Consider the following 610-nt stretch of genomic DNA (forward strand, 5'->3'; position numbering starts at 1 on the left):
CCAGAGCGTCATCTCCCCATCGATGACAATCCCGTATCCGGCACGCTCAAACAGGTCGTGCAGGGGCGACAGGCCAGCCCTGGGTTGTTGGATCGAGGGGACATTGACCACTCGCATGCCTGTCCATTGATCCGAAACATCAAGCATCGAGGCATCTGTCGGAACGCATAGATCGCCATCATGCTCGGTCCAGCCGACACTCTCCCTCTCGGGCGGTTGTAGGCTCCCTTCGCCCGCGGGCGCTTCCCGGGGTTGGCCAAAAGCCGCCCGCGTTTCGACCGGAGCAATGAAGCGATACCCTCGCCCCGGCATGGTCGCGATATATTTGACGGCGCCCACATCGTCGCCCAGCGCGCGCCGCAGCGCGGCGATGTTGACCTTGAGGTTGCTTTCATCGACCGTCGTCGTGGGCCAGACCCGGACCATGAGATCTTTCTTGGACAGGAGTTCTCCTGGCCGCTCCACGAGCGCGGTCAACAGATCGAGGGCACGTCCACCGATCTGCACCCGGGCGTCGCCGCGCGTGAGCAATTGGCGCTCGGGCACGAGCAGGAACGGTCCAAAATAGAAAATCCTTGCTTCGCTCATGTGATCCACCCCTGTTTTGGCT

General features: G+C 62.0%; 1 protein-coding gene. It reads right to left on the reverse strand.

The window, feature by feature from the left end:
* The coding region (locus tag AC1DZC_RS20120) for a winged helix-turn-helix domain-containing protein (protein ID WP_477044510.1) at positions 1 to 588 on the reverse strand (588 nt) is incomplete at its 3' end.
* Positions 589 to 610 lie beyond the last annotated feature (22 nt).

This window comes from Cellulomonas sp. P2_B4 (assembly GCF_056404795.1).